The 22,379-nt window shown below is 41.2% G+C and carries 18 protein-coding genes and 1 pseudogene; 11 read left to right on the forward strand and 8 right to left on the reverse strand.

Features of this window, described 5'->3' with window-relative positions; all coding sequences use genetic code 11:
- From RMY27_RS12720 to RMY27_RS12750, 7 genes and pseudogenes are all read left to right on the forward strand, one after another.
- Positions 1-86: pseudogene (locus RMY27_RS12720) on the forward strand (photosystem II protein D2); the annotation flags it as partial.
- Between the two features lie 780 nt (positions 87-866).
- Positions 867-1,148: a 4a-hydroxytetrahydrobiopterin dehydratase gene (locus RMY27_RS12725; protein ID WP_322663641.1), complete on the forward strand. Its 282-nt coding sequence runs from the start codon at positions 867-869 to the stop codon at positions 1,146-1,148.
- 490 nt (positions 1,149-1,638) lie between these two features.
- Entirely contained in the window at positions 1,639-3,378 is a 1,740-nt protein-coding gene (locus RMY27_RS12730; RefSeq protein WP_322663643.1) for an iron uptake porin, read from the forward strand.
- A gap of 335 nt (positions 3,379-3,713) precedes the next feature.
- Positions 3,714-4,151, forward strand: coding sequence for an Rrf2 family transcriptional regulator (locus RMY27_RS12735; RefSeq protein ID WP_322663645.1), 438 nt, complete (start codon positions 3,714-3,716; stop codon positions 4,149-4,151).
- A gap of 70 nt (positions 4,152-4,221) precedes the next feature.
- Positions 4,222-5,184 carry a cysteine synthase A gene (cysK, locus tag RMY27_RS12740; RefSeq protein ID WP_322663647.1) on the forward strand — a complete coding sequence of 321 codons (963 nt, stop codon included), beginning with the start codon at positions 4,222-4,224 and terminating at the stop codon, positions 5,182-5,184.
- Positions 5,185-5,199: 15 nt separating this feature from the next.
- Positions 5,200-5,901, forward strand: a complete 702-nt coding sequence (locus RMY27_RS12745) for a J domain-containing protein (RefSeq protein ID WP_322663649.1) — start codon at positions 5,200-5,202, stop codon at positions 5,899-5,901.
- Positions 5,902-6,055: 154 nt separating this feature from the next.
- Positions 6,056-6,928, forward strand: coding sequence for a 6-carboxytetrahydropterin synthase (locus tag RMY27_RS12750; protein ID WP_322663651.1), 873 nt, complete (start codon positions 6,056-6,058; stop codon positions 6,926-6,928).
- Between the two features lie 60 nt (positions 6,929-6,988).
- Here RMY27_RS12750 and RMY27_RS12755 read toward each other — a convergent pair whose 3' ends face one another.
- The 3 genes from RMY27_RS12755 to RMY27_RS12765 are packed head-to-tail and all read right to left on the reverse strand — an operon-like array spanning position 6,989 to position 9,460.
- Positions 6,989-7,546: a Uma2 family endonuclease gene (locus RMY27_RS12755; RefSeq protein ID WP_322663653.1), complete on the reverse strand. Its 558-nt coding sequence runs from the start codon at positions 7,544-7,546 to the stop codon at positions 6,989-6,991.
- Positions 7,547-7,578: 32 nt separating this feature from the next.
- Positions 7,579-8,547 carry a PrsW family intramembrane metalloprotease gene (locus tag RMY27_RS12760; RefSeq protein WP_322663655.1) on the reverse strand — a complete coding sequence of 323 codons (969 nt, stop codon included), beginning with the start codon at positions 8,545-8,547 and terminating at the stop codon, positions 7,579-7,581.
- Positions 8,540-9,460: a class I SAM-dependent methyltransferase gene (locus tag RMY27_RS12765; protein ID WP_322663657.1), complete on the reverse strand. Its 921-nt coding sequence runs from the start codon at positions 9,458-9,460 to the stop codon at positions 8,540-8,542. The genes RMY27_RS12760 and RMY27_RS12765 overlap by 8 nt, the downstream gene beginning before the upstream one ends.
- Positions 9,461-9,783: 323 nt before the next feature.
- Here RMY27_RS12765 and mscL point away from each other — a divergent pair, with 323 nt between their 5' ends.
- Positions 9,784-10,215: a large conductance mechanosensitive channel protein MscL gene (gene mscL / locus RMY27_RS12770; protein ID WP_322663659.1), complete on the forward strand. Its 432-nt coding sequence runs from the start codon at positions 9,784-9,786 to the stop codon at positions 10,213-10,215.
- 207 nt (positions 10,216-10,422) lie between these two features.
- Here the strand turns inward: mscL and RMY27_RS12775 are convergent, their stop codons facing one another.
- On the reverse strand, positions 10,423-12,099 hold the full coding sequence (locus RMY27_RS12775) for a DUF3352 domain-containing protein (protein WP_322663661.1): 1,677 nt from the start codon (positions 12,097-12,099) through the stop codon (positions 10,423-10,425).
- Positions 12,100-13,184: 1,085 nt separating this feature from the next.
- Between RMY27_RS12775 and RMY27_RS12780 the strand changes: the two genes are divergently transcribed.
- The 3 genes from RMY27_RS12780 (at position 13,185) to RMY27_RS12790 (ending at position 18,415) form a co-directional block, all read left to right on the forward strand.
- Positions 13,185-15,806 carry a M1 family metallopeptidase gene (locus tag RMY27_RS12780; protein WP_322663663.1) on the forward strand — a complete coding sequence of 874 codons (2,622 nt, stop codon included), beginning with the start codon at positions 13,185-13,187 and terminating at the stop codon, positions 15,804-15,806.
- Between the two features lie 483 nt (positions 15,807-16,289).
- Positions 16,290-18,014 (forward strand): AarF/ABC1/UbiB kinase family protein, encoded by a 1,725-nt coding sequence (locus RMY27_RS12785; RefSeq protein ID WP_322663665.1) that lies wholly within the window; start codon positions 16,290-16,292, stop codon positions 18,012-18,014.
- A gap of 26 nt (positions 18,015-18,040) precedes the next feature.
- Complete coding sequence (locus tag RMY27_RS12790) at positions 18,041-18,415, forward strand: hypothetical protein (RefSeq protein ID WP_322663667.1); 375 nt, start codon at positions 18,041-18,043, stop codon at positions 18,413-18,415.
- 58 nt (positions 18,416-18,473) lie between these two features.
- Here RMY27_RS12790 and RMY27_RS12795 read toward each other — a convergent pair whose 3' ends face one another.
- From RMY27_RS12795 to RMY27_RS12810, 4 genes are read right to left on the reverse strand one after another with little or no spacing between them, the layout of a single operon-like run.
- Positions 18,474-19,502, reverse strand: coding sequence for an Npun_R2821/Npun_R2822 family protein (locus RMY27_RS12795; protein ID WP_322663670.1), 1,029 nt, complete (start codon positions 19,500-19,502; stop codon positions 18,474-18,476).
- A gap of 16 nt (positions 19,503-19,518) precedes the next feature.
- Positions 19,519-20,409, reverse strand: coding sequence for an Npun_R2821/Npun_R2822 family protein (locus RMY27_RS12800; protein ID WP_322663672.1), 891 nt, complete (start codon positions 20,407-20,409; stop codon positions 19,519-19,521).
- A 3-nt stretch (positions 20,410-20,412) separates the two neighbouring features.
- Positions 20,413-21,393: an Npun_R2821/Npun_R2822 family protein gene (locus RMY27_RS12805; protein ID WP_322663674.1), complete on the reverse strand. Its 981-nt coding sequence runs from the start codon at positions 21,391-21,393 to the stop codon at positions 20,413-20,415.
- A 3-nt stretch (positions 21,394-21,396) separates the two neighbouring features.
- Positions 21,397-22,356: a glycosyltransferase family 10 domain-containing protein gene (locus tag RMY27_RS12810; RefSeq protein WP_322663676.1), complete on the reverse strand. Its 960-nt coding sequence runs from the start codon at positions 22,354-22,356 to the stop codon at positions 21,397-21,399.
- Between the last annotated feature and the right edge of the window lie 23 nt (positions 22,357-22,379).

The following is a 22,379-nucleotide window of genomic DNA, read 5'->3' on the forward strand; positions in this document are numbered from 1 at the left end:
TCCGCGCTTGGATGGCTCCTCAAGATCAACCCCACGAACAATTTGTATTCCCTGAAGAAGTTCTACCTCGCGGTAATGCTCTCTAAGAATTCAAATTTGACCATGACTTGAATTAGGGTTGTGGTTGGCGAAAATTGACACACCCAGATAAAATAATCTCCTTGTAATCAGCCAATAAAGCGTCAATTTTCACTATTCTCCAGTAATCTCCCATCAAAAAGGTGGGAGATTTTTTATATATTGGTTAATATCTCTAAATTTATGTGTTATGTTAGATGAAGGTTATAAACCCAGAGTAAATACTCTGCCCTTTTAAAACTAAGACCGCTTAGGCAATAAGGAGGTGATGCCCATGATAGAAAGTAGTAAATGCATGGGTCATCAGGTTGCAGTTAGCCGGCTGTGTGCCGGGGCTGTTCTCTAAAAGTTAGCCTTAGTTATCTTTGAGATACTAAGTTAGCTCAACTAGCTAGGCAAGCTCGGAGTTCCTTCCGGCAGTCTGGTTGCAACCTGAAGACCCGCTAGACCGCTCTGACTTAGATCATCCGATCTAAATCAGGGCGGATAGTTTTTTATAGGTAATTTTTGTTTTATCAATGGTTACTTTTAAAAGATAGATAGTGATCGCTGCCGTGGATAAAAGCAACCTAATTAAGTTTTCTTAAAAAGAATAAATATCTTGTATTAAACCTTGGAGTATGACCAAATGTTCGAAATAGTGTCTATCTGCCAAGTCTGATTTAAACCTAGACATACACATTATTGTGGCTTAATTTATCCTTCCATATTTTCCGTGTGGAGAATAAAAGGTGTTTGCCTTTGTCAGATGCAAAATGTTGTAACTATATAAGTAGGAATTTCTTAATATGGCACAACTACTCACCGAAGCGGAAATTCAAGAACAGGCAAAGGTTTTGTCAGATTGGACTGTTAAAGATTCCAAGTTGCACATTACCCGTACATTTAAAAATTTTATTGAAGCTATTGAGTTTGTCAATAAACTGGTTGAGCCGGCTGAGTCAGCCGGACATCATCCAGATATAGAGATTTCCTATAATAAAGTGAAGATTACACTTACAACACATGATGCAGGCGGATTGACGCAGCCAGACTTTGATGTAGCACGGGTGATTTCCCAGATCAATTAAGTGATTTCTTCTAACATCTTGCAACAGACAACAGCAAGTCACTGGCATATAAAGTTTGTATAGCCGAGCCAGTGCGTTCTAAGTGGTAGGAGATTTATACTATGAGTAAGTGTTAGAAGTGATTTTTGATGGCAAACTGCTAAGTGTCTAAAGCTTTCAGCAACTTAGCCTGCGTAGAGAGCGAATGACCTAAACTCTACTCCCTGCTTAGATATTTGGATAAGTATGTGTGACAGTTATTAAGGCGATCGCTCCAATCTTGCCATCTAGATCAGATGTTTTATAATGTTATGATATAAAGATATGTTTTTGCATAAGTTAATCACATAAGTTTTTAACCCAAAATTAATCGTTTATTAGCTTTGCAAAAACTAGAATTGTAGTAGTGGCAACTATATCTCATTCACAGGTTTCAATGAGATGTCGCATTTTTGAGAATTAGGTGCAACGAAACCAATTATCTAAACAAGGTGTGAGGAGTAAAGTTAAGATGTCTAATCTATTGTGGAAATGCTTAGTGGTTAGCCCAGCAGTTTTGGGAGCAACATTGTTAGTTTCGGCAACAGCAATGGCGGCCCCAAACCCAACCACACAAGTATCAGCAGCTAAACAACTAGGTGTAAGCGAAGTTGCCCAACAGCCAGAAATATTGGCTCAGACAACCATAGATCAAGTTAATCGCTACAGCAACGAAGGCAACCAAGGTAATTCTCAGTCTCAAGTAACATCGGTTTCCCAATTTTCCGATGTACAACCTACCGACTGGGCATTCCAAGCATTGCAGTCCTTGGTTGAGCGTTATGGTTGTATTGCAGGTTATCCGAATGCCACTTATCGTGGTAATCGTGCTTTGACCCGTTATGAATTTGCCGCTGGTTTGAATGCCTGTTTGGATCGGGTTAACGAGTTGATCGCCACTGCAACAGCTGACTTGGTAACAAAACAAGATTTAGCCACCTTACAACGGTTGCAAGAAGAATTTTCCGCAGAATTGGCAACCCTACGCGGTCGCGTAGATTCCTTAGAAGCGCGGACTGCTGAATTGGAAGCGAATCAGTTCTCCACCACCACAAAACTAGTCGGTGAAGCAATTTTTGCAGTTACTGATGTGTTTGGAGGTACCACTGGTGACAACAATAATACTGTCTTCCAAGATCGGGTACGTTTGGACTTGCAAACCAGCTTCACTGGTAGAGACGTTTTACATACCCGTCTCGCAGCTGGTAATGCAACAGCCTTTACACAATTTGATAACGCTGGTGGTGCTATCAATACTGCTGAAGGTACACAAACCTTTGAAGTTAGTAGCACTGGTAACAATTCTGTCAGGATAGACCGTTTGACCTATGAAGCTCCTATAGGTCCAGCCCAAGTTTATCTCGCAGCTAGTGGTGGACGACACAGCCATTATACTGCTGTCAATAACCCTTACTTTTTTGACAACACTGACGGCGGTAACGGCGCTTTATCTACCTTTGCTACTGAAAGTCCCATTTATCGGATTGGTGGTGGTGCTGGTATAGCGCTCAATGTACCCCTTGGTAAAGGTCAAGGTATTTTAGGAAATAGCTCAATCACTGCGGGTTACTTAGCATCACAAGCTAACGATCCTACTCTTAGTTCAGGTCTGACCAACGGCGACTATGCAGCTCTCGGACAGTTGAACTTTAGTGTTGGCGATCGCATAGCTTTAGCTGCTACCTACGTCCACGGATATAGCGCAAGTGGTGCTTTATTCGACTCTGGTACAGACGGAAATACTGGAGGTTTTGATGTAGGTACTGGACAAGCTAACTTTTTAGGTAATGCAGCAGGTCTTGCAGGAGGTGTAGCAACCCCAGCTAGCAGCAACTCCTACGGTGTGTCGGCTGCCTTTAGACCTAGCGACAAACTGTCCATTAGTGGATTCGTCTCTTACCATGACGTCACAGGTGTAGGTGCAGATGATGATTATCAAGCTTGGAGCTATGGTTTAGGGGTAGCCTTACCTGATTTCGGTAAAAAAGGTAACGTTTTAGGGATTTTTGCTGGTGCAGAACCCTATTCCTTTAACCGCCCAGGTTTTGGGGGCAACAATGATATACCCTATCATGTTGAAGGTTTCTACAAGTATCGTGTGTCGGATAATATCTCTGTAACCCCTGGTGTAATCTGGTTGACCTCTCCTGGTCAAAACAGCGATAACGATGATGCTATTATCGGTACGCTCAGAACTACTTTCACCTTCTAGAGTGTTGATTATCTACTGACAATTTTGAACTCTATTTCTCCCCGCCATGAGGTGGGGTTTTTGTTTTCGGTAATAATGGATAAACCCCAGTAGTTAACCGGAGTATAATAGAAAAGTTAGGAGTTATGGCGGGTTTGATATGAATAGACTAGAGTAATGCCCACTCTACAAGTGACTTACGCCGCGAACAGCTTTCTCTGAGCGAGCTTTTTTAGTAGAAGTTGGTGGTATAAAGCTACATATCGCGTAGTATCTTAACTCTACCAATTTGAGATTTTGAATTCTAGATTAATGACTCCTAACTCCTAATTTCTACCCCTAACTTATTGCTGCTTGTGGAACTATCCTGTAAATCGGAATACGCAATTCTCGCCTTATTAGAGATGGCCGCTCATTACGAAAGCGGCGAACCGCTGCAAATTCGACAAATTGCAGCACAACAAAACATACCCGATCGCTATCTGGAACAGCTACTAGCAACCTTGAGGCGTGGCGGTATAGTTAAAAGTCAGCGTGGATCAAAAGGTGGCTATCTATTAACGCGAGAACCCCGAAAAATCATCCTTTTTGAGATTTTGGAATGTTTAGAAGGCTTAGAGGCGCGAGCTGGTGAAGAAAACGTTAATTCCAAAAGCATAGACAGTTCAGTTATAGAAGAAATTTGGCAAGAAGCAAGTCGCGCGGCAAATTCAGTCTTACAAAAATATACGCTCCAGGATCTTTGCGAAAAAAGAGATTCGCGGCGGCAATTAGATGTCATGTACTACATTTAGTCAAGAGTCATTTGTCATTTTTTGATAACTAATGACCAATAACAAATAATTAATAATTAAGGACTAATTTATGCGAATAGCTCGTAACATTACAGAACTAGTTGGTCGTACCCCTCTAGTGCAGTTAAACCGGATTCCTCAAACAGAAGGATGTGTTGCAGAAATTGTGGTGAAACTGGAAAGTATGAACCCATCGGCATCAGTTAAAGATCGGATTGGGGTAAGTATGATTAACGCCGCAGAGGAGGAAGGGCTAATTACTCCTGGGAAGACAGTATTGGTAGAACCCACTTCTGGAAATACCGGTATTGCCCTAGCAATGGCAGCAGCAGCAAAGGGTTATCGATTAATTTTGACAATGCCAGAGACGATGAGTGGAGAGCGTCGGGCAATGTTGCGAGCATACGGGGCAGAACTGGAACTAACACCAGGAATGGAAGGTATGAGTGGGGCAATTCAACGAGCGCAGCAAATAGTTAATACTACACCAAATACCTATATGTTGCAGCAGTTCCGCAATCCAGCTAATGCAAAAGTGCATCGGGAAACTACGGCAGAAGAAATCTGGGAAGATACCGATGGACAAGTCGATATAATTGTGGCAGGAGTGGGTACAGGTGGTACGATCACTGGTGTAGCAGAAGTGATTAAAGAACGCAAGCCTAATTCCAAGGCGATCGCAGTTGAACCAGCCAATAGCCCAGTTTTATCTGGGGGACGACCAGGGCCCCACAAAATCCAGGGAATTGGTGCTGGGTTTATTCCCCAAGTATTAAAGATAAAATTGATTGATGAAGTGATTACCGTCACCGATGAAGAAGCGATCGCTTATAGTCGGCGTTTGGCAAAAGAAGAAGGGCTACTATCTGGCATTTCCAGTGGAGCAGCTTTATGTGCAGCAATTCGCGTCGCCCAACGTCAAGAAAATAAGGGACGTTTAATTGTGATGATTCAGCCCAGTTTTGGTGAGAGGTATTTGAGTACACCGTTGTTCCAAGACCTAGAGGCAAGATTGGCCGCTAGCGTCAGTTAACAATACATTGAATTAATGGTCAATTCTAAGCACGTTTCTAACCATTACGAAACTCTCAAAGTTAGTCCAAGCGCAAGCCAAGCGGAGATTAAGCAAGCTTATCGCCGCTTGGTTAAGTTGTTTCATCCTGACAGTAATCAGGAAACAGCCGATCGCGAGCAAATTATCCGCATCAATGCAGCTTATGAAGTCTTAGGCGACAACCAAAATCGCCGCAATTATGACCAAGAACTGCAAGATGACTCCCAAAAATTAAATAGCGATCGCCAACAGCGTACAGCATCAGCCCAACAGCATTACCAGACCACACGAAAAACCGGACGTGATGTTGACGAGCAAGTTGAAGAATGGCTGCGCCAAGTTTACCAACCAGTCAATCGCTTGCTTTGTACGATTCTTTATTCTTTAGAAGAACAAATGGAGCAATTAGCTGCCGATCCCTTTGATGATGAGTTGTTAGATGAATTTCAGGAATACTTAAAAACCTGTCGAGATGACCTCAAGCAGGCACAAACTACTTTTCGCTCCCTGCCAAATCCCCCTAGTCTCGCAAGAACAGCCGCTCACCTTTATTACAGCCTCGATCAAGTAGGAGATGGACTCGATGAATTAGGTTACTTTCCTTTAAACTACGATGAGCGTTATTTACACACAGGTCATGAACTATTCCGCATAGCTACGAGATTGCACTGTGAAGCACAAGCGTCTGTTACATAGTCATTGGTTCGGGCATTGGGCATTAGGCATGGGTCAATATCACTGGATGTTAAAGGACAAATGATTAATGACTAATGACACATAACTTAGGAATTAGTTTATGCTGGAAGCAGAAAAAGATTAAGAAATTTTAAATTCTGCTAATAGTGTACTCATGCAATGCATTGTTAATCGCCGCGCCCAGTTTTCAGCAAGTCATCGTTATTGGTTGCCAGAACTGAGTGAAGCCGAGAATATTGAGAAATTTGGTGCTGGTACTAGATTTCCGGGACACGGGCATAACTATGTCTTATTTATCTCCCTAGCCGGGGAATTGGATGAATATGGCATGGTGCTGAACTTGTCTGATGTGAAACACGTAATTAAACGGGAAGTTACCAGTCAATTGGACTTCTCTTATCTCAATGATGTGTGGGCAGAATTTCAACAAACTCTGCCTACCACTGAGAATATTGCACGGATTATCTGGCAACGGCTAGCACCTCATTTGCCTCTAGTCCGTGTGCAGTTATTTGAACATCCTGAACTTTGGGCAGATTATATGGGAAACGCAATGGAAGCCTACCTCACCATCAGTACTCACTTTAGCGCCGCCCATCGGCTAGCTCATCCTAACCTTAGTAACGAAGAAAACACTGAGATTTATGGTAAGTGCGCTCGTCCTAACGGTCACGGACATAATTACCATCTAGAAGTCACTGTCAAAGGGGCAATTGACCCACGTACTGGCATGATTATTGATTTAGGTGCCCTGAATCAAGTGGTAGAAGATTATGTGGTAGAGCCATTCGATCACACATTTTTAAACAAAGATATTCCCTATTTTGCCGAAGTTGTACCCACTGCTGAAAATATCGCACTTTACATTAGTAACTTACTGCGATCGCCCATTCAGGAATTGGGAGCTAAACTTTACAAAGTAAAATTGATTGAAAGTCCGAATAACTCCTGTGAAATCTACTGCACGGAGTCTGAATCGGATTCAGTCAGCGCATCCGTGAATCAACCAGTACTAGCACAAGTTTAGCTAATTGGAAATTAGGCATAGGACATAGGGAATGTATATAATCCCCATGCCCATGCCCAGCTAAAAAAGTTTACTTACTAAGCAATTAAAACCAGGTAACAAAGGGCTTGTCAGTTCATCTTGATTGAATAAGGTAGCTGCTAACTTTAATGCAGCCTGTTCGCGTCGATAAACCTCAACTTTCTTTTGTACAGAATCGCAAATCCAATATTCTTGAACTCCTTGTACTGAGTACAGCTTTAGCTTTGTTTCTTTGTCGCGTTTCTCGTTTTTTTCACCGGGAGATAAAACTTCTACTACTAACTCCGGTGCGCCTGTGAGATGTCCAGCTTCATCTAGTAAATTTTTTAAGCGTTCATGGCTTGCCCACACTACATCAGGGATCACATTGTCCGAATCTGAGAAAATAATTCCAGGTGCGATCGCAGCTTTACCTAGACCAGTTTCATCTGACCAAATCTTAAGAGCTGTAGCAATATTGACGCAACTCGTTTGATGATCCCAGTTAGGCGCTTTAGTCACAAATAGTTCTCCATCAATAATCTCATAGCGATTTCTGCGATCGCTAGCAAATAGCTCTAGATCAGCAGTCGTCCAACGCACTGGAGTTGTTTGCATAGAAACCACCTAGCCTTTTCCTAAATCATATTTTAAAAATACCGACGACGGACGGAATGTCGCAAATAGCGATAAATGCCCCACGCTAAAACTCCAAAAAAGAGATTTAGTAAAAAACGACTAAATATAAACCACAAAATATAAGTGTCAAAAAACTTTGACGGACTCAAAGGACTAACAGTCCTGACTAAGAGAAACAACCCAAAAATAGCATTTCCACCTAGCACGAGGGCAAACAACACTAAACTCCTCTGCCAGTAACGGCGCTGGATTGTACGTTCTGAAATCAGGGTAATTACAGGTTTACCTTGCACTTTTCGCAGTAATTGTTCCAGCCGCCAAAACATCCACAACAGAAACGGAAATAAACCGTAACTTAGGAAACGTAGGGGTAATGAATAACCCCAAGCACTAGATAGGACATTCACTAGAGCATGACAGATTACAGAATTTAGCCAAGCCCTAAAAATAAATTTTTTGTCTCGATTTAAGCGATTTTTAGAAGAAATATAGATTCCTAATGCATATCCCCAAGGTGCAGAAAACATAGCATGGACTGGCGTGCCGATAGTACGTTCAAAAACTGATGCTGTACCGTGGAAAAAGTAAATCCAGTTCTCTTCGGCAGTGAATCCAAGGGAAACAGCGATCGCAAAGAGGAAAACGCTAGAGTGAAGTAATCGATACTTGCGTTGCAGATAGTAGCTTGGGATAACAACCGCAGCCAACTTGCAGCCTTCTTCAATTGGGCCTATTTCCACAAGCTGACGCAAGGCTGTACCAAGAAGCGATCGCTTAATCTGATGCCAGCCTACAAAAGAGTTCGCTAAATTTTCAAAATCCCATTCGAGTCTAAGGGCTAAAAAACCAGATATTGCCCCAATGATAAAGAACATCAGTAACTTTAACAGAGGTGGGGCAAATGGTATCCGACAGTAGTAGTAGCCTAGCAGCAGTAAGGGTGGTATTGCTGCCCACAACAGTAGAGATAAATCAACCACTCACCTGAGCGATCGCTGTACGGTGACGGTGGGTATTGTTGGTGATAGTGGGAGCTTGGAAACCCGCCTCAACAATAGCCTGCTCAATGTCTAAAGCAAAATATTCATCTAAATAAGGTTCAGTACTTTTGAGCAAGGTCAAAATGTAGGCTGGCATTTTCTTGTAAACTTCAGATTTGGGATTCATATCCATAATTGCCAAGTAGCCACCCGGACGCAACACGCGCCGCATTTCAGCTAAAATCTGTCGGGTTGCTGATTGGGGTAATTCGTGGCACATCAGGAAAATGGAAACTAAATCAAACGAGGCATCAGGTAGCCCAGTAGATTCAGCTTGGGCATGAAGCCAGTTAATTTTAGCTTGACGTTGCCCAGCGCGGTAATTGGCAACGGCTAAGAAGTAGGGAGATAAGTCTAAGCCTGTAATTTTGGCATGAGGATAAATTTCTTGCATGGTAAATGTACTCAAACCCACACCACAAGCCAAATCTAAGATGTCTTGGGGTTGATTGGGGATTTGCGCTTTGAGGATATCGTGGTAACTTTGGCGCAGTTTAGCATCTCCTTCTGCTCCAGCATCTTGCCAAATTCCAGCATGGACAGTACGAGCAGCAACTTCCAACTCGCAAGCGGCTTTCCAACTGAGGTTTCCACCTTCGTAGGCATGGAATGTCCGCAAATAGTATTCTGGGTATGAAAGCTGAGGATTTTCTACTTGAGCTAAATCAGCCTTCCAATCATGCGCCTGTAGTGTTTCAACTTCTTGTGTCCAAGGCACACCAATTCTCTCGGCACGTTTAATCATCATTTGTCTAGCTTGATGCTTGGCTAGATTAGCTAAAGGCTGAATTGCCAGTATGCCATTTACCAAGCGGGAAGCTAAACCAGGATTAGTGTTTACAGCAGCAGTCATAAATTAGTTTGCATTTAACAGCCTTTTCTACTTATGACATAGTTGCTAGACAGCAGTCTAGAAATGAATTGAATTGTATAACGGCAGTCTGCCTCCTTTGGCTTGCCCCATGCAACAAATATTATAGAAAGTTGACATTTGCAGAGCAGCAAAGTTCTGAGAATATTTGAATGATGCTGGGTTACATTTTATTTTTATCAGAGAATTTTATTCAAGACTGGTAAAATTTTCATACTTAGCAACATTTGTCTCAACAAGAATGGCAAAAAACTGAGTGCAATTTATAAAGAAAAGTACAGTAAGTTCGCTTATTGGAGTTAAATATGGCCAGAGCAAGAAGAAGAGCAAGTGGCTTTTTAAAAGATTTTCAAGAATTTGCCCTTAAAGGCAATGTAGTTGACTTGGCGATCGCTGTGATCATTGGTAGTGCTTTTGGCAAGATTGTCACTTCCTTTGTTGAAGATGTGATCATGCCATTGATTAATCCCTTGGTTAGTTTTAGTGGCAAAGACTGGAGAACAATCACCATTAGTCCAGGAATCAAGATTGGTGAGTTTCTTGGCGCAATAGTTGACTTTGTAATCATTGCCTTAGTTTTATTTGTGGCAATTCGAGCCTTACAAAAATTCAAGAGACAAGAAGAAGTAGCCGATGAACCCTTGCCAGATCCTAACCTTGTAGCCCAAGAAAGATTGACTGGCGCCTTAGATAGGCTGAACCAAAACTTGGAATCTCGGAATAATCAAGTTTTGTGAGTAGGGAGATGAAGGAGAAATCAATTCAAAATTCAAAATTAATTGTACCCTTACAGGGAAGCAAGCTACGCGCAGCGTCTCGTAGAGAAGAAAAAGACTGAGGAAGATGTAGCTTTAACTTCCCGTAGGGTGGGAGATGAGGAAGTGAGGGAGAAATATTCAATCTCCATACTCCATACTCCATGCCCAATGCCCTACTTTAATGCCCTACTTTGCAGTAGGCTTGAGAGCTAACAATACCTCTAATTCACTAGTGGATTTATCGGGGCTAATAGCAGTAAAACCAAGACCACGAATGGAATTTAGGATAGTGATAGTATCGGCGTTAGATGATACAAAACTATTGATCAGGGGCACAGTTTTAGTTTTATCCATATCTAGGTAGAAATAGCCGCCATTGGGCTTTTGCAAAGAACCAGTCACGGCTTTGAAGGCGTCGCTAGTGTCGAGAGATGGATTTTTGCGATCGCTAACAACCTCAGCAATTGGGCCACCAAGAGCTACAAATACAGTATCTTGATCTAGCCAACCATGTGCTAATAAAGCTCCTTGTCGGGGTATTTGCCATTCAGTTACATTTTTACCACCGATATTTCTGTTGGCGACGTTGATTTGTTGGGCTTTGGCAAGGGTATCCAATTTTGTCAAGGTGGCTTCGGCAGTTTTGCGATCGCTAGTATCAAATACTAAAGCACCTCCAAAACCAACACTCGCTAATACTCCTTGATTTGATGGAATTGCACCAAAGGCAAATTCCCCATTCATCCAGCCAAAAATATCCTTATCTAGGTCTATATTGGCGAATTTCAGTTGTCCTCGTGCTTGTTCCAGAGCTTGCTTCATTTCTGGATAATCTTTTGACTGCTCTACTAGCACTTCCCAACCACGGCTGATGCCATTTCCGCTAATCAGAGCAAAGGTATCAGCAGGAAATTGCCCGACTATATTCCCAGGACTTGATTGATACTGAAATTTATTTAATTGCGGATCTAAATTAGCGATCGCTTTTACCCGTACTCCCGCATCATCAACACCAACACCCGCTACCACAGATTTTATCTGCTTCAGTTGCGTCAGGGTTTGTGGGGGTAATTGCTTTGCCTGGGGATTTCCAGCAGTTAATTGCTGTATCATTCCGGCATAGTCTGGTACATAAATTTGGGCGAGGCTGTTTTTAAGATCCACTCCTTTAAGAATGCTGCTAGCACCTTCTTTATTGGCAAAAGAAGACTGTCCCTTAAACGTGTCAATTGCTTTTTCTACAGCTTGCTTTTCGGGGGCTAATACCAACTGACTATCATTTAAAACAACGCTATACGTCGGCTTGCCATTTTGTGTAGTTTCGATAATTTTTTGACCTTGATAGTCAGATTCCTGTAATTTCACCCCTTTTTGTGACTTCAATTTGTTTGCAAAATTTAACGCACTGAGTTTGTCCTTGATTCCCACCACTATCAAGATATTTGATTCCTGCTGTAAATTTGTTGGTACATTAGTTGTCCCAGAGGGCACTTTTAACTGTGCCGATTTTACAGGATTTGGTGGCAATACAGCAATCATCACACTACCAGCCCAAGGCTTTATGTCTTTTTCATAAGAAACGTTACTGTCACTAAAAATTTGCTTATTGAAATCTTCCAGACCTTTTGCCACTAACTTTTGTGCTTCTGGAGTGCCAAACTGCTGTAATTTTGCCCAGGCTTCAGAGTCAGTAGTAATATAAGTTGCCATCAGTGCTGTTGAAGGTACTACTTTAGCGCTACCTAGAGCGTCTGATGTACCTCCTGGTGAGCCTTTAAAGTACGTATAAGCCGCTATACTTCCTACGACAACGACGGCAGCACCAACAGCAGGAATGAGAAATTTTGATTTACTTTCAGGCATTTTGTTATCCTCTTTTGCTCAGATTGTCACCGAGATTTATACAAGTGTCACTGTAGAGTTTTCGGATTTATAATAATTTCCGCTAATCCATCGCTAGACTAACCCATGACAAAAGGATTCAGCAGCACGCTGATTGAGAAGTTGCACATCTACCTCCCACTTGCAGAAAATTGTTGCTTTTGACATCCATGATGAATCAGATATTAATCATAAAAATTCTCAGTTAAATGTCATGTCTCAATCAGTAAACATCCAACTTAAAAGTGATTTTTCATTACAAATGGGTTTTTGCAAATTAAATACATAGCAATCCTATCTGATTTGTAAAAATTGCAAGGCTGAGATTCCCGACAACTCTTATGAAGTTGGGAATCTGATTCTTTAGGAATGATTTCAGATTGCTATAGTACTTGGATCTCCCAGTCCATCTATACAGCAAACAAGCTAGCGATCGCTTGCCGATTTGTTCAAAAAGTTAAGAAGATTTGGGAAACGCAAAATCAATCTACAAGCGTACTCTCTGAGCGACTTTTACAGGCACTCGCCAGTATGGGAGTTTTTACGGAGACAAAAATCGATTATTTTACTCTTACGCAACTGGTATCCTACATCTAGTTTCAACTCCAGTTGGTATTTACTGATAAAATTAGTAATCCTATAAATTAGCGGTCTAAAATTACTCTCAAAAATACTTCAATCAGATGAGGAGCGAATTTGCAAATGATATGCTGTTCATTTTAAACAAAGTAGCGTGTTTAGCAGCAAGCTATCCTAAGTTATAAAAATAATTAGGAGTATTTGTACTTAATGAGAATCTATAGAGGGAGAAGAGACTCTTGACTCAATGCCAAAAAAGTGCAGAACATCAGGAAAAGTAAGTGCGGCAGGGATATAGAAAAAATCTCAGGATCGGTAGCCGATCTTCGGAAGTTCGGGTGAGATTAATTTCAATCTCCCAATCCCAAAGGGGAGTTCTCACCTCCATAATGCCCTGTTGATTTGGGAAATACATCAAACACCGCTATTTTACTTAACTACATCCAACCAAGCCAGACTTTTCAGGATTACAAGGTCAGTAAGCATCAATGTCGCAGTCTTATTTTGATACAGATAATAACGGACACAAACCTTTTGAGTTACCGGGAGCAAGACCACACTACAACCCCGATCGCCCCGGACAGGTAGAGCATATTTTTCTCGATCTCAGCTTGGATATACCCAAGCAAAGCTATCAGGGCAGTTGTAGCATTCGCCTCTTGCCAATCCGTAATGGTATTGATCGTTTGACTTTGGATGCTGTCAACCTAAATATCGAGTCTGTGCAGGTGGACGAAGTGCCACAAAATTTTGACTATGACGGGGAACAGCTTTCTATTCAACTTTCTCAGGCAACCCAGATTGGTCAACGCTTGCTGATTGCGATCGCTTACTCAGTGGCAAAACCGCAACGCGGTATTTATTTTATTCAACCAGATAAGCACTACCCAAACAAGCCTACTCAAGTCTGGACTCAAGGTGAAGACGAAGACTCTCGCTTTTGGTTCCCCTGCTTTGACTATCCAGGACAACTGTCTACTTCGGAAATTCGTGTCCGCGTTCCCAACCCTCTCGTGGCAATTTCCAACGGTGAATTAATTGACACCATAGAAGATGGTGATTATAAAGTCTATCATTGGTTACAGCAACAAGTTCATCCTACCTACTTGATGACTTTAGCAGTAGGCGATTTTGCTGAAATTCGAGATGAGTGGAAGGGTAAACCTGTCACCTACTATGTGGAAAAGGGACGGGAGGAAGATGCTAAACGCAGCATGGAAAAAACTCCGCGAATGATCGAATTTTTGAGCCAAAAGTATGGTTATCCATATCCTTTTCCGAAATACGCCCAAGTTTGCGTCGATGACTTCATTTTTGGTGGCATGGAAAATACCTCCACAACACTCTTAACAGATAGATGTTTGCTGGATGAACGTGCCGCCTTAGATAATCGCAACACCGAAGCTTTAGTCGTTCACGAACTGGCGCACCAGTGGTTTGGTGATTTGGTGGTGATTAAGCATTGGTCCCATGCTTGGATTAAAGAAGGGATGGCTTCTTACTCTGAGGTGATGTGGACAGAACAAGAATATAGTCTAGAAGAAGCAGCTTACTATCGTTTATTGGAAGCTCGTCGTTACTTAAGTGAAGACAGCAGCCGTTATCGCCGTCCAATGGTAACGCACGTTTACCGAGAAGCTATTGAACTTTACGATCGCCACATCTACGAAAAAGGATCTTGTGTCTATCACATGATTCGGGCCCAATTGGGAGATGAGTTGTTTTGGCAGGCAATTCAAACATTTGTCCAAGATAATGCCCACAAAACCGTAGAAACAGTAGACTTACTCAGGGCGATTGAAAAGGCAACCGGACGTAATCTTTTGTTCCTGTTTGACCAATACGTTTATCGTGGTGGTCATCCCGATTTTAAAGTAGCTTACTCTTGGGATGGAGATGCTAATTTAGCAAAAATTACAGTCACTCAAACCCAAGCTGATGAAGGTAAAAATGGCAGTAAGGATTTGTTTGATTTAAAAATACCTATTGGTTTTGGCTATACCCAACAAGGAGAAGTCAGGAGTAACGGAAAACTCAGCACTTCATTCTCAGCACTCAAAACTTTCACCGTCCGTGTGAATGAACGCGAACAAAGCTTCTACTTTCCCCTAGAAAATAAACCCCAATTTATTAGCTTTGATGTTGGAAATCATTACCTAAAAACAGTAGCTTTAGAATATCCAATCGCGGAGTTAAAAGCACAGTTAGAATTCGATCCAGACCCGATTTCGCGTAGTTATGCAGCAGCAGCTTTGGCGAAAAAAGGTGGGCTAGAAGCTATCATTGCACTGTCTGCATCGCTAAAAAATGACCCATTGTGGGGTGTGCGGGTGGAAGTGGCAAAACAACTAGCCCAAATCAATTTGGATCAAGCTTTTGATGGCTTAATTGCTGGGTTAAAAGATAAAAATGCTTATGTGCGACGAGCTGTAGTGGAAGCACTTACTCAAATCAAAACTGCTGAAAGCTATAAAGTTATCAGAGGGTTAGTGCAAAAGGGCGATCCTAGTTATTACGTGGAAGCAGCGGCTTCTCGTGTGATCGGGGCGATCGCATCGGCAAACTTAGAAGAAAAACCTAAGGAAGACAAGGTTTTAAAGCTGCTGAAATCCGTTTTAGAAGAAAAGGCGGGTTGGAATGAAGTCGTGCGAAGTGGGGCGATCGCTGGTTTAGCTGAATTCAAAACCTCGGAAGCAGCTTTAAATCTGCTGCTAGAATACACCAAACTCGGTGTGCCACAACCCCTACGTTTAGCCACAATTCGCGCTTTAGGAAAGATTTCTGTAGGTCAAAGTCCAGTTAATTTGGAACGGATTTTAGAAAAATTAACAGAACTAGCCAAAGAAAGCTTCTTTTTAACGCAAGTGTCGGTAGCAGCAGCATTAGGACAAATGGAAACACCCAAAGCCGTGGGGATTTTGCGATCGCTAGCTGAACAAACAGCTGATGGGCGTGTACGTCGCTCTGCTGAAGAAGAAATTTCTAAGGTGCAAAAGAATATTGGTTCAGAAAAAACTCTGCGTCAACTGCGTGAAGATTTCGACCAACTCAAACAACAAAATCAGGAATTGAGAAGCCGTTTAGAAAACTTGGAGGCCAAATCTAAATAGCATTACATGATAATTAAAAATCGGTAATTGGTAATTGTGGCAAAGCTATTACCAATTACCAAGGTTTTAGTTGATGCTGTAATTTTATTTTCCACTTAAAATCACAGGGATAAATAAACATAGTACCAAGATCCCCGACTTATGTTATGAGTCGGGGATCTTTATGTTATGAGCGGTTACTGAGTTTCAATTTGCATATATAGGTAGATATTTATATTTGTATTTATATAAATTAAAGTTAAGAAAAGATAAAATCATCTAAAAGTTGGATAAATAGTTGTAGTTTTATAAAGTATAATTAAGAAAAAGATAAATAAATCTAGGCAGTAACAGATGCTAAAATCGCCTCGATCGCTACCCCAAAGGGTAGAGTTCTAGTTATTTTAGACAGAAGACTACCGCTATCCTGAACTTACAACTAACTTGTAAGTCAGGAGAAAAACAATAATTGTAAATTTTTCAGTTGAAGAGGCAAAAAAAGGCGTGGGTCAGTATCAACCTGCTCAACTAAAACTCTATAATCCAGATGCGATCGCTCGCTACTATAGTTATCGTCCGTGGATAGCCTGGGGGCGACTGCTGAGAATTATCTCCTCCTTTGCAGGATTTATACTCAGTCTGAAGTGGGACGAGTGGCAAGACAAAGTTGAGCAGAACAAGGGTAAACGAGCTATCCAGTTACGAGAACTGCTCACCCGCCTCGGCCCGACTTTTATTAAAGTTGGTCAAGCTCTCTCCACCAGACCTGACCTGATACGCAAAGATTTTTTAGAAGAACTGATCAAGTTACAAGACCAGTTACCACCTTTCGATAATGCGATCGCTTACCAGATTATCGAAAGTGAACTAGGCCGTCCAATTCACGAAAGTTTTAGCGAACTGTCACCTCACCCAGTTGCTGCTGCTAGCTTGGGTCAAGTATACCGGGGTCGTCTGGTTAGCGGCGAAGAAGTCGCCGTGAAGGTGCAACGCCCCAACTTACACCCAGTGATTACACGCGACCTATATCTAATGCGTTGGGCAGCAGGTTGGCTAGCTCCTTGGCTGCCTTTAAATCTCGGTCACGACCTAACTCTAATTGTGGACGAGTTTGGCACGAAGTTATTTGAAGAAATTGACTATATTAATGAAGGCCGCAACGCCGAGAAATTTGCTAGCAACTTCCATAATGACCCACAAGTAAAAGTTCCAGGCATTTATTGGCGTTATACCAATACCCACGTTTTAACCCTGGAATGGATTAACGGCTTCAAGCTAACAGATACTCAACACATCCGCGAAGCAGGTTTAGACCCAGAAGCAATCATCCAAATTGGTGTTACATCAGGATTGCAACAGCTTTTAGAATATGGTTTCTTCCATGCTGACCCTCATCCTGGCAATTTGTTTGCTGTACCCGATGGTCGTATGGCTTATATTGACTTCGGCATGATGGATCAGTTGGAAGAAAGCACCAAAGAAACGCTGGTCGATGCACTAGTGCATTTGGTGAATAAAGACTATACCGACTTAGCCGAAGACTTTGTAAAATTAGGGTTTCTGACTCCAGATACGAATATTTGCCCGATAGTGCCAGCACTAGAAGCGGTGCTAGGAAACGCTATTGGCAAAAATGTCAAAGATTTTAACTTCAAAACTGTTACCGATGAATTTTCGGAACTGATGTATGAGTATCCTTTCCGAGTTCCGGCAAAGTTTGCTTTGATTATTCGTTCTCTAGTTACCCAAGAAGGTATTGCCCTTAGCCTTAACCCCGATTTCAAAATTATTGAAGTGGGTTATCCCTATATAGCGCGGCGGTTACTGACAGGAGAATCGCCAGAATTACGGCGACGATTATTGAATGTGTTGTTCAAAGATGGTAAATTTCAGTGGCAGCGGTTAGAGAATTTGATTGCGATCGCTCGTACCGATAACAACTTTGATGTATTGCCCACAGCGCAGATGGGGTTCCAATACTTAATATCGGAAGAAGGCAAGTTTTTAAGGCGACAGTTGGTGCTTGCTCTGACTGAAGATGACCGCTTGCACACTGAAGATATCCAACGCCTGTGGAACTTGGTTAAAGATGACTTAAAACCGGATCGTTTATTAAATGTAGCGATCGGGATTTTAACAGAGTTATCCAGAGAAGGAGCAGCCGCTATCCTGCCAAAAGCGACATTACTTGGGTCTTTTGCTGAGAACCAGTCAACAAATAAAAAGTAAAAAACCTTTATAAATTAGGAGTTTTCATGTATTATTTTCCTGAGCAACCGCCTTACTTTCTCTTAATTGTTGGCTTTTTGATAGCATTAACATCTGGTTTGGCATTATCTGGTACTTTAAAAGTAATTGTGCAGAACTGGCCAAGCGAACGAGCAGAAAATACTCAGCCACGTTCCTCATTAAAACAATTACTTGTACCATTTATCGGCATAACAGGCGGTACTTGTCTATTTATGTCTTCAGGCTTAGAGATATTTGGCTTTCCCCCATCCTTGGCTTTAGAAGTCGGTCTACCAATTAGTCTATTTACTTGTTTGCTAGTTTGGTTGCAGTTGGGAAGTATGATGGCCTTTATACAACGCGAAGGTATGCAATCTTTAGATTTAGATTCTTTTTCTTAAAAAAGAGTTGGAAATTAAGACTTTAACATTCAAGAGAGTCTGAAACTCTCTTAAATGTCTATTGAGCAATTCTATGCTTGAAGTTGCGATACTTCAGCTTAATATTGTTTATTCTTTGCTGAATAAAGCTACTAGTGGATTTTTGCAGAAGTGTTAGCTTGCTGGGGCGCTTAAAGCTTTGAGGACGTTTTTCAGGTGACTTTAAATAGCGATAATATAAGAAAACATCGCGGTAAGCAATATCAACATCTTCCCCCCCACAAAGCCTCGTAAAAGCTGAAGAAGATACACTCATATAGTGTAAGTATGTCAATTTTTGCCCTTGGTCGTAAAGAATATTATCTACAACATCAAATTTAGAAGTCCAATGACAACCAGTCGCTTTACCGTGATAAGCGTAATTGTAGTAAGAAATTCCACTACGTAAAACTAAATAGTTGAGAACTGTTTGATCGGAATCTGCCCATGCCAGTGCATCAGCTTCACCTGCTTCTAAGTTTGCTAGTAGATTTGCTAAATTAGCATCGTTAAAAACACCCTTTTTAGAAGCAAACCAACCAGAACAAAAAATTTGATTCCTAATATCTTCTATAGGAAAAATCTCTGCTAGCTTATCTTCTGTCCAGTTGAAAATATAATTCAAATCGGATCTATATTGAAAGTCATTTGTAATCCAATCATATTCATCCAACTTTTGATAAACATCATCGAGTGATTTCATTAATAAGGTATCTCCATCAAAGAAGATAAACTTGTCAAATGGCCCATCTAGACAGCAGAGTTTTCGATGCCTTTCTATGCGATAATTATCTGGCAAACCATATTCTCGCCATAGCTTTAACGCCCTTGGGTGAGCTTTCCAAATACGAGAGCCAAAGTCCTCCCAGTAGGCTATGGAATCAGAATTCTCAAATAAAGTAACATTATCTCTAGATGCAATTTCTGCCTTTACTTTCTCTAGCTGGTCATTATATGGAATTACACAAACAGGAATTTCTCTACCAGCATTAGCTTCGATGCTGTTGAGCAAAGCAACTAGTTGGTCATATACAACATCATTCGCTAAGGTGTAAATACCATCAATCATTGGGATACTCCTAATATTAAGTACGCGCAGAAACAAAGGGAAATAAACGGCGAGTCAGTTTGGGGATGAAGGCAAATTTACCCTCATGGAGATAGCGATAGTGTTCCCACAATTGCCAATAGGGACTACCAGTTTTCATCCGCGTACCAGCCCAGTGGAGATATTTCAGTCGTTGTCCTCGGTCATACAGGGCGTAATCTTGCTGTTGGAAATTTCGCGAACCGGCCCAACTACCAGGCCCTCCCCCAGGAATTTTAACGAGATTTCCACGTTTAGAAATTAGTTTGAGAACAAGATAATTTAAAATTGGTTGGTCTGTAACTCCTTGAGAAAAATCAAAATATTCGCGATGTGCTGCACACTCGCGTAAAGCTTCATCCATTTGTTGTTCGGTAATAATTCCTTTTCTGGAAGCCCAAAAACCGCTGTTGAAAACATCTTGAAGTTGGGCATCGGAAAAAATTTGCTGCTCTTTTACCAATGGGGAAAAAATATTTCGCAGCTTTTCATTAGCATGATGATAATCACAGCAGAAGAAATCGACTTCTGAAAGTTTGTCCAAATTGTCGGCAATTTTTTCAAAAACGACAATATCCGTATCAATATAAATAAATTCATCTAAAGGCCCAAACCACGCCACCAATTTACGCATTTTGTTGGGTAAGGCAAGGAAATCTCGGTCAAAAATTTCGCCGATGCGTTTGGTAAAGGTATCAATAAGTTCTAAATCTGGGAAAATTTGGACGTTGTGTAAGCTAGCAAGCTGTTCTGCGACCTTGTGATAATTGTCATTAAAAGGTATGAGATAAACGGTAACTTCTGGGTCATAGTAACGAATGCTATTGAGCAGAGCAATAGCATTATCGATAACGCGGTCATTGGCAACGATATAAATACCACTACTCATAAATTATCCTTGTTTAATTAACTTAAGTTTTTGCAAAGCTCTGGTAAGTAAATTTGGTACTGGAGTGTCATTATAATTTTTAGGAGGATTGTTAAATACTGGACGCTTTTCTGGTTCGTGTAAGTAACGATAATAGAGAAATAACTCTCGATAGGGAAAGTCAATATTTTCTCCTGCACAGACTGCTTGATTTATATTAGGAGGAATCCCAATGTAATGGAGATAAGTTAGTCTATTACCGCGATCGTAAAGAAGATGTTCTCGTTCTTCGAAGTGTTTGGAGCTAGCAGAACATCCTGTTTTTTCATGATCTGGCAATTGGCGAGCAAAGTTATAAATAGAAAGATTAGACCTCATTACCATGTAGTTGATTAATGGTTGCTCGCCAGCACCACCATACAAAATTTCTGACTCCCCATTTTGTAAATGTGATATTAACCAATCTCTTTTTTCAGAGGCAAATAGTCCTTGTTTGGCTCCATAAAAGCCTGAGCAAAATATTTCAGAATCAATGCGCTTTTGCTCAAAAACTTTTAGTAATTTGGGAGAATTAACATTGTATATTTTACTAACGTCTGTAAATTGGAAATCGTAGACTACAAAATCATAACTCTCTAGCTTTTCAAACACTGTCGCTAGTGAGTTCATTACCAAGGTGTCTGCATCTAAATAGATAAACTTCTCGAATGGCCCATCAAAAGCGCAAAAACGACGGTGAGCGCCATAAAGACGGGATTTACTCCGATTCAATCGTTCTGGCGCTGCTGCGAGCATAAATTGATCCCAGCGGTTGATTGATTCTTGGTCATCGTAAAGAAATACATTAGGGCGTTTAGCTATTTCGTCAGCAATCCGTTGTGTCCGATCGTCGAAAGGATAGATACAAACAGGAGTTTCTGGCCCTAAGATAACATCAATACTGTTGAGCAAAGCCACCAGTTGATCGAAAACATAATCATTGCCAAGGGTACAAATACCATTCATAATTTATGAGTGTTTCTCAACAAAGTTTGATAACCAGTTAAGCAGGTTTAATTTGTGTAAAATGATTTGACGTGCTTCTGCGATCGCATCTTTGGCAGCATACCAAGCATCAGGTGTAGCTGTCACTTCTTGGATGTAGGCAATGCCTTTTTCATCTAAACTGGGCAACCGCAAAAAACTACCCGGTGGCAGTAATTTATCAGCAGCCGGGCCACCATAATAAATTGGTAAACACCAAGCAAGTAAACTATCCCAAAGTTTCTCACTCACATACCAATTATTATCAGCATAGTTTTCAATTGCCAAATTGTAATAGTATGGTGCCATACCATACCATTTATTGCTTAGTTCTCCGGAACTGTTCGCCCATTCTGGTAAGTTACGCCCATACAAATCAAATTTCATGCCACTAGATTGCAAAGATTGTAAAAAATCTAAACGCTGGCGATGATTGGCTGTGCGGCTAATTCCCGAAGTAATCCAACTACATGGGGCAACTTTTGGGGGTGGTGGCATTTCATTTAAATCTTGAAATGAATTTGAGTGATACCAAATCGCAGGCATATAGTCAGGAACGGGAGCAAAATCATCGGGGCCAGAAACGTAGCCGCAATACTTTTGGGCTTCTTGATAATTATGATTAGTTATTTTTACAACCTCATCTAAAGGCGGTTCTCTGAGCAAATAAATAATCCGCTCTTTGTTGACACCACGCAGTAGAGATTCAACATTTACTACTGGTTTTTGCTGCTGTTTGCGAAAACTATCTAACCAAGATTTTTGTGGCGGTGCTTGGGGAAAATCAAATTGATATAGCAACATAAAGTCTGGCTTTTGTGCCATTTTCAACATTTGGATGTTGTTCCAAACACCAAAGTAGTGCGGAGTTTGTTGCCATAACCAATCTTTATTTTTAGCAAGGCCTGAATAGCTGCTAATCATGCCAACAGTTTTAATAGTCATAAATCGTATTTATTCGGTTATTT

The sequence above is a fragment of the Nostoc sp. DedQUE09 genome, from assembly GCF_034530915.1.
GTDB lineage: Bacteria > Cyanobacteriota > Cyanobacteriia > Cyanobacteriales > Nostocaceae > Nostoc.

Bases quoted from the DNA above. Each gene is read 5' to 3' on its own strand.
- RMY27_RS12725 (WP_322663641.1), top strand. From the start codon at position 867: ATGGCACAACTACTCACCGAAGCGGAAATTCAAGAACAGGCAAAGGTT.
- RMY27_RS12730 (WP_322663643.1), top strand. From the start codon at position 1,639: ATGTCTAATCTATTGTGGAAATGCTTAGTGGTTAGCCCAGCAGTTTTG.
- cysK (WP_322663647.1), top strand. From the start codon at position 4,222: ATGCGAATAGCTCGTAACATTACAGAACTAGTTGGTCGTACCCCTCTA.
- RMY27_RS12745 (WP_322663649.1), top strand. From the start codon at position 5,200: ATGGTCAATTCTAAGCACGTTTCTAACCATTACGAAACTCTCAAAGTT.
- RMY27_RS12750 (WP_322663651.1), top strand. From the start codon at position 6,056: ATGCAATGCATTGTTAATCGCCGCGCCCAGTTTTCAGCAAGTCATCGT.
- RMY27_RS12755 (WP_322663653.1), bottom strand. From the start codon at position 7,546: ATGCAAACAACTCCAGTGCGTTGGACGACTGCTGATCTAGAGCTATTT.
- RMY27_RS12765 (WP_322663657.1), bottom strand. From the start codon at position 9,460: ATGACTGCTGCTGTAAACACTAATCCTGGTTTAGCTTCCCGCTTGGTA.
- mscL (WP_322663659.1), top strand. From the start codon at position 9,784: ATGGCCAGAGCAAGAAGAAGAGCAAGTGGCTTTTTAAAAGATTTTCAA.
- RMY27_RS12775 (WP_322663661.1), bottom strand. From the start codon at position 12,099: ATGCCTGAAAGTAAATCAAAATTTCTCATTCCTGCTGTTGGTGCTGCC.
- RMY27_RS12780 (WP_322663663.1), top strand. From the start codon at position 13,185: ATGTCGCAGTCTTATTTTGATACAGATAATAACGGACACAAACCTTTT.
- RMY27_RS12790 (WP_322663667.1), top strand. From the start codon at position 18,041: ATGTATTATTTTCCTGAGCAACCGCCTTACTTTCTCTTAATTGTTGGC.
- RMY27_RS12795 (WP_322663670.1), bottom strand. From the start codon at position 19,502: ATGATTGATGGTATTTACACCTTAGCGAATGATGTTGTATATGACCAA.
- RMY27_RS12800 (WP_322663672.1), bottom strand. From the start codon at position 20,409: ATGAGTAGTGGTATTTATATCGTTGCCAATGACCGCGTTATCGATAAT.
- RMY27_RS12805 (WP_322663674.1), bottom strand. From the start codon at position 21,393: ATGAATGGTATTTGTACCCTTGGCAATGATTATGTTTTCGATCAACTG.
- RMY27_RS12810 (WP_322663676.1), bottom strand. From the start codon at position 22,356: ATGACTATTAAAACTGTTGGCATGATTAGCAGCTATTCAGGCCTTGCT.